The following is a 5,823-nucleotide window of genomic DNA, read 5'->3' on the forward strand; positions in this document are numbered from 1 at the left end:
TTGTCGCCCACCGAATCGGCCTTTACGTCCAGGAAGGTGTAGCTCATCTTATAGCCCTTGCTGGTGGAATCGTTTACCACGAGGCGCACCTGGGTGGATACGCCGAGCGTCTTCACCGTGTCCTTGCCGTCCACCTTCCACTCATTCTCATATATCCAGTATTCGCAGGTGTCGCCCTTGCAGAAGTAGGCCACCACATTCACCACCGAGTCTTCGCCAGCAGTGTCCACTTCCAACGTGTCGGAGTTGTTCGATAGCCATTGACTATCAGTGATTTTCTTGGCAATCGATACCGTGTCCTCTACCTTAGGCGACATTTCTCCGCCCTTCACGATGCTGTGGTTGGCGAGCAGTCCGCAAGCTATTATGCAGCTCATCACTATCAACGAGATTTTCTTCATAAGTTTATTTTTTATGTTGTTTATTCTTCAAGTTTTTATTTTCTCGCTGCAAATTTACGATTTTTTTTTTGTAAAAAAAGCCAAGCTCCTAAAAAAAACTGTAAAGTTAACCCAAGTTTAACAGTAAGTACGGTACAACGAGTGAAGCGATTAATAAAAGTACAATCACAGCAATAAAACTATTGATTTTACGTTCTTTTCGAAGAAAGGGGTTGTGCAATAGTGACTTAAAGGCTAAAAGTACTACCTTTGAATGCTGTTAAATATGGTAATGTTCAAAGTCACAATTTGTGATTTTAGAAAAATGAATATAAATATGACAGATAAAATAGAAAAAAGGAGAGCAGCGAACTATGTATATCACATAGGTGCATCCATTAAGGACTTAGGCAAGAAGTAGTTTGGTTTCTCCAAGATGGAGATACTTACACCAGACGAATTGGTGGAAAGGATCAATAGAGAGTAATCAATACGCAATATTTCAAGAATATAAATATTAAAAATTACGAATTATGAAAAAAATACCATCTATAAGGATTGTAGTTTGGGGAATAGCGGTATTATGTACACTATTCTTGAGTTCATGCAAGCGACCAGAGGTCTTAGACAATAGTACTCTTGTAAATAGCGCAAGAAACGTGGCTTTGACCTTTGGTCCTGCGTATGTTCCATATTTTAAAGAGGCTAACGTATCGGATGTTCAAGTTTTCAAAAAGGAGGATTACGGAGGAGACAGCCGCCCTCAAATAAGAAAACAGATAGGAAGAAAGTTCTATACTGTAACTTTTACATATGATAGTACTGCCGTTAAATTTGATTTTGGATTTGCAGCAAGAGTCAGAATATGGAAAGATACAGGGGAACCATTAGATGTTATATTTGGTAATGGTTGGGGAAGAAATTTTTTCTTTTTAAGTTTTAAGGAACAAACCAATCACTCACCAAATGACTATGAGAAAGTGGCTTCTGACTCTATTGTTAAAGTACCATTGCAAACTGTACATGAACCAGAGAACATTTGGAATTCCAATGCTGGCAACAAACAAGACAGCCTATCAACGAGAGACTTTTCATCCCATGGCTTTGTGGAAGACAAGGAGTAGTTGAATGTTTTTCTATAAATTTTGAAAAAAGTTGTTTGACAAGCAAACATATGCACATTGCAGAAATTAGAACCATTACTAAATTATTACCTCAATTGAGGTGAAATACTCATAAATCGCTCATTTTAAGCTATTCTGAATATTTGGGCAGAATTTTTATAAAAAAGGTTGTGCAATAGTGGCTTAAAGGCTAAAAGCACTACCTTTGAATGCTGTTAAATATGGTAATGTTCAAAGTCACAATTTGTGATATTGGAAAAATGAATATAAATATGACAGATAAAACAGAAAAAAAAGAGGCAACCTTTGCAGTGCCGTACAATGGCGAGGACAACAACGACTATGTGGACGGCGAGGTGGTACAGTATATTGAGTATGTACCTTTCGGAGAGGTGTTTATAGAGGAACGCAACAACATCAGAAACACACCTTATCTTTTCAATGCGAAGGAATTATAGTTATAGAAAAATAAAGCAAGAAAATAACAAAAGTCAGAATAAAAATGAATAATGTATGGTACATTTATTGTGGGGGTGTGTACTTCTTATTAGTTGTACATTTATTCTCTTTCTCCTAAAAAAAAGTAGAAATAGAAAAGTATTTTGGTATTTTTGCTATGTATGGATTTTGTGTGGTATAACATTGGGGATATTGAACATTGTGTTACAGAAATATGATGCCTATACTTCAATATATTTAGGTATTATCTGCTCTTGCTACACCTATTATGATAACAAACAGAATCCAGTTTCAAAGAGGACTAATGCCTATATATCATCACTTCAAGGATACGTAGCAGGTATCGGTTTTCTCTTATATGGTTTATTAAGTTTGTAGAACATAATGTTATGCCTATTCCAAATGGCATATTGTGTAAAATTGGGGCTGATTTCAATTTAGGGAGTCAGCCCTTTTTGTTTTTGACAGTATTAAAAAATCAACACAAAGTTTATGCAAAAAAACAAGTAAAGAATTAAGTTGTCTCTGCTTGGGGAGACGATGGAAAAGCATTGATAGACATATCATTGTTCGTTTTCTGATTAATACTGCAATTCAATGCAATAAATTCAATATCCAGTCGTTCTTTAGTTATAACATAAAAGCAAAACAATATGAACTATATTTGTCTTTGGGGAATATTAGCGTCTATAACAGGAATTGCAATAATGTTTTCTGTTATTAAGCACAAAAAGTCGGTAAGTGCCATAAAAAATGGCACTTACTTAATTTTTTCAATTTTGATGATATGCTTAGGAATAACAACCATCTTATTTAAAAGATATGATAGTATTTGTGCAATATCCTTTGGTATTACATTCCTAAATATCACATACAAAGACAGGCGTAATTACCCACCGAGGTTTACAATAAGCTATATTGATTATCTTAAAGGATATGTTGTTGGTTTTGGGTCTATAATGTATGGTTTGTTTAGAATTTTTGAATAAATAATCAAGTAATATGTCAATACAATTCCCTATACTTAATATTTCCTTAAGTAATTTAAGTTCACAGGATTTGGAAGAAACCCATATTGGAGACTTATGGGATTATCCTGGCGATAATAGTATCTTTGAAGAATACTACAATAATCAAAAATATGTTGACCAAAGTGGGCATATATTTAAAATAATAGGAAAAAGAAAATCAAATTTTATAAATTCAATAATCCATTTTAATAAAAAAGAACTGATATTTGAGGATTGTGGTGAGACTATTAGCTTCTCTGTATTGAAGGATTTTTTAATCAATAGATACAATTCATTAGATGATAATTTAGCTAAGTCGGTTCTGATTAGATTAACAAAACAATCAAAAAAAATCAAGGATTTAATTGGGTAAACGTAAAAACATAGCCCATTTTTGAGGTAGTGTAATATAAACTGGGTTAGGCTATAATATTATGGTTTAACACAGTTTATTTGCATTTTACCCTTTTCTCTTTTTTAGAATGTAGTTTTTCCTAACCACTTTTTTAGGTTCGTTGCCAAACGAGTCTATAAAAATAATACTGTTGTCCTCCATCACCTTATAGAATATGTTGTCACCGCTTTAAGGATGCACAAGCATCAGGATGTTGTAGTCAAGCACATGGAAAGTTCCTCTTAACCTTTCCTGTTTGTTCTACTTTTCATTGTATGACTTTATCAACAAGTAGGTACCATCAGCATTTAACGTGAGTGTTGTCTCAACATCAGGCGGTAATACATCGTAATATGTTCCAGCTATGGAATCCAAGTTAACTCTGTTTCCCAAAACTGCCGTATATTCTTCAAGCTTATCGGCACACCTGCTTCCAGCGTAATGAGGCTGGCGAACGAGTGTCGTCACGAATGGTAGGAATAGGTAAGTCCGTTCTCTTTTCCACAAGCGCATCGAAAGCCTTTTGGATGGAAAGCAACAACTGCTCGATGTCCTTGTTGGTCTCCACGGCTTCCTTGCTCTTGTTCTCCTTTGGCTGCTTTAGAGCTTTATGTTAATAAAACTACAATCACCGCAATAATACTATTGATTTTACGTTCTTTTCAAAGAAAGGGGTTGTGCAATAGTAGCTTAAAGGCTAAAAGCACTACCTTTGAATGCAATAATAAGTAACAACACGTTTAAGGTCACAATTGTGATCTCAAAAATAAAGATAGAAATATGGCAGATAATATAGAACATCAAGATAAAGGAGAACTGGTCGCAAATTGCGACCGGTTCAATAGTTTGAAGCACTCAACAGTTCGTTCAAATGTTCATTATGTAGGCTCCATAAAAGATCCGAATGGTGGATATGGCTATCCAATGATTAAAGATTATTCTGATTTTTTGAAGGGTCAACAAAAATTGAAAAATAAATGAGATTTATATTTTGTATTTTTTTGTCAGTTATAGGATTGGTTAGTTTTGGTGAAACATCTAAAAAACTTGAAAATGGTATCTATCATAATGAAACCAGTTCAAAATTGATAGAAATTAAAAATGACACACTAAAGTTCTATTCCTCCTCTTCTATAGAGGGGGAACAGAGTTTTCCTTTGGCTATTTGTCAAATAACTAAAGTCAGCGATACTTTTTTTGAGATAAATTCAATAGAAGGACCGATGCAAAGTGCTTTTAAAAACATTTTAATTATCGAAGAAGTTTCTGGTAATAAAACTCTTGCTGAAATACTTTTCAAAGTTCCGAATACAACTATGCCTATAAAGTTTAATGTTTATTGTGGAACTATTTCGTATTCTGGGATTACTGAAAAAGGGACATGTACTATAGTATTGAATCGTAATAGAATTAATTCTCCAAAAAGTTTCAGATTTACATTGCAACCAATGTATTATACCGAAAGTAATCCCGCAGGCCAATACTTTGGTGTCTTATACTACGAGTATCCGTATAAAGTGGATTTGAATACTGAGAAAAGTATTATTATAAATCTACCTGATGTAACAGATAAACTTTTCAATCAATATTATTTATTAGGAGAGTATATACAAGTTACACCAAATGGTATAAAATGGAGAGGTGAATACTACAAAAAACAACAATAATCTTAGTGTGTTTACTATTCAATATGTCTTTGTAAACAATAATTTGTAAAAGTCCATCTTTGGTTCGAGTGTAAAATAAGCTGTGTTCTACTACAATGGGTAAACACAGTTTATTTACATTTCATTTCTTTATTAGGGCATAGTTTTCCCGATTTTCTTTTTTAGGTTCGTTACCAAACGAGTCAATCAAAATAATATTGTTGCCATCCCTCACCTTGTATAATATATTGTCACCACTCGAAGGAGGTATGAACATCAAGATATTTCCGTCAAGCACTTGAAATGTTCCCCTTAACTTTTCCTGTTCATTTTGCTCTTCCTTGTATGTCTGTATCAACAAATAGGTTCCGTTAATATTTAATGTGAGTATTGTCTCAACATAAGGCGGTAATATTCCGCAATATATTCCAATAACGGAATCTATACCAATATTAAAGCACTTTTTTGATTAATTCAACAATTCCATACAATATTCTCAAATTCCTATCGTTCTTTAGCTATAACATAAAAAACGAGCAACATGAAAGTATCAACAAAACAAGGTTATAAACCGCCTTAAAATTCAGTTGGGCTTATCTGAGGATAATTCCGTTAGCATCTTTGAAACATTTTCCATACTACGCCATACAGCGTTTTGTCCGTGTCACCGACACGGAGGGCAATGTAACGACCTCTACTTACGACATGGGTGAAATGTGAATGAAAGACCTCAAACTGTAAATGTAACCATAAAATGAGAAATTACATTTGTTTAATTACGCTTTACGCTTTTACCTATATTTTATACTC

The 5,823-nt window shown here is 34.0% G+C and carries 8 protein-coding genes; 6 read left to right on the forward strand and 2 right to left on the reverse strand.

Annotation, left to right across the window (positions count from 1 at the left end):
• A partial coding sequence (locus NNC77_RS15850; protein WP_254971787.1) for a hypothetical protein occupies positions 1–401 on the reverse strand: 401 nt, incomplete at its 3' end.
• 512 nt (positions 402–913) lie between these two features.
• Here NNC77_RS15850 and NNC77_RS15855 point away from each other — a divergent pair.
• The 6 genes from NNC77_RS15855 to NNC77_RS15880 all read left to right on the forward strand — a co-directional run bounded on the left by NNC77_RS15855 (position 914) and on the right by NNC77_RS15880 (position 5,034).
• The gene (locus NNC77_RS15855) at positions 914–1,504 is read left to right on the forward strand and encodes a hypothetical protein (protein ID WP_254971785.1); all 591 of its coding nucleotides are present in this window, start codon (positions 914–916) and stop codon (positions 1,502–1,504) included.
• Between the two features lie 272 nt (positions 1,505–1,776).
• A complete protein-coding gene (locus NNC77_RS15860) occupies positions 1,777–1,962 on the forward strand; it encodes a hypothetical protein (protein ID WP_117729757.1) in 186 nt (61 codons plus the stop codon).
• A 654-nt stretch (positions 1,963–2,616) separates the two neighbouring features.
• The gene (locus NNC77_RS15865) at positions 2,617–2,952 is read left to right on the forward strand and encodes a hypothetical protein (RefSeq protein ID WP_147381743.1); all 336 of its coding nucleotides are present in this window, start codon (positions 2,617–2,619) and stop codon (positions 2,950–2,952) included.
• Positions 2,953–2,965: 13 nt separating this feature from the next.
• Positions 2,966–3,346, forward strand: coding sequence for a hypothetical protein (locus NNC77_RS15870; protein ID WP_254971782.1), 381 nt, complete (start codon positions 2,966–2,968; stop codon positions 3,344–3,346).
• An 801-nt stretch (positions 3,347–4,147) separates the two neighbouring features.
• Positions 4,148–4,348 (forward strand): hypothetical protein, encoded by a 201-nt coding sequence (locus NNC77_RS15875; RefSeq protein WP_118142070.1) that lies wholly within the window; start codon positions 4,148–4,150, stop codon positions 4,346–4,348.
• Positions 4,345–5,034: a hypothetical protein gene (locus tag NNC77_RS15880; protein WP_118082112.1), complete on the forward strand. Its 690-nt coding sequence runs from the start codon at positions 4,345–4,347 to the stop codon at positions 5,032–5,034. Before NNC77_RS15875 ends, NNC77_RS15880 begins: the two co-directional genes overlap by 4 nt.
• A 121-nt stretch (positions 5,035–5,155) precedes the next feature.
• Here NNC77_RS15880 and NNC77_RS16745 read toward each other — a convergent pair whose 3' ends face one another.
• The gene (locus tag NNC77_RS16745; RefSeq protein ID WP_118155406.1) at positions 5,156–5,464 is read right to left on the reverse strand and encodes a copper resistance protein NlpE N-terminal domain-containing protein; all 309 of its coding nucleotides are present in this window, start codon (positions 5,462–5,464) and stop codon (positions 5,156–5,158) included.
• Positions 5,465–5,823: the final 359 nt, after the last annotated feature.

This window comes from Segatella copri (assembly GCF_024330485.1).
Taxonomy (GTDB): domain Bacteria; phylum Bacteroidota; class Bacteroidia; order Bacteroidales; family Bacteroidaceae; genus Prevotella; species Prevotella copri_L.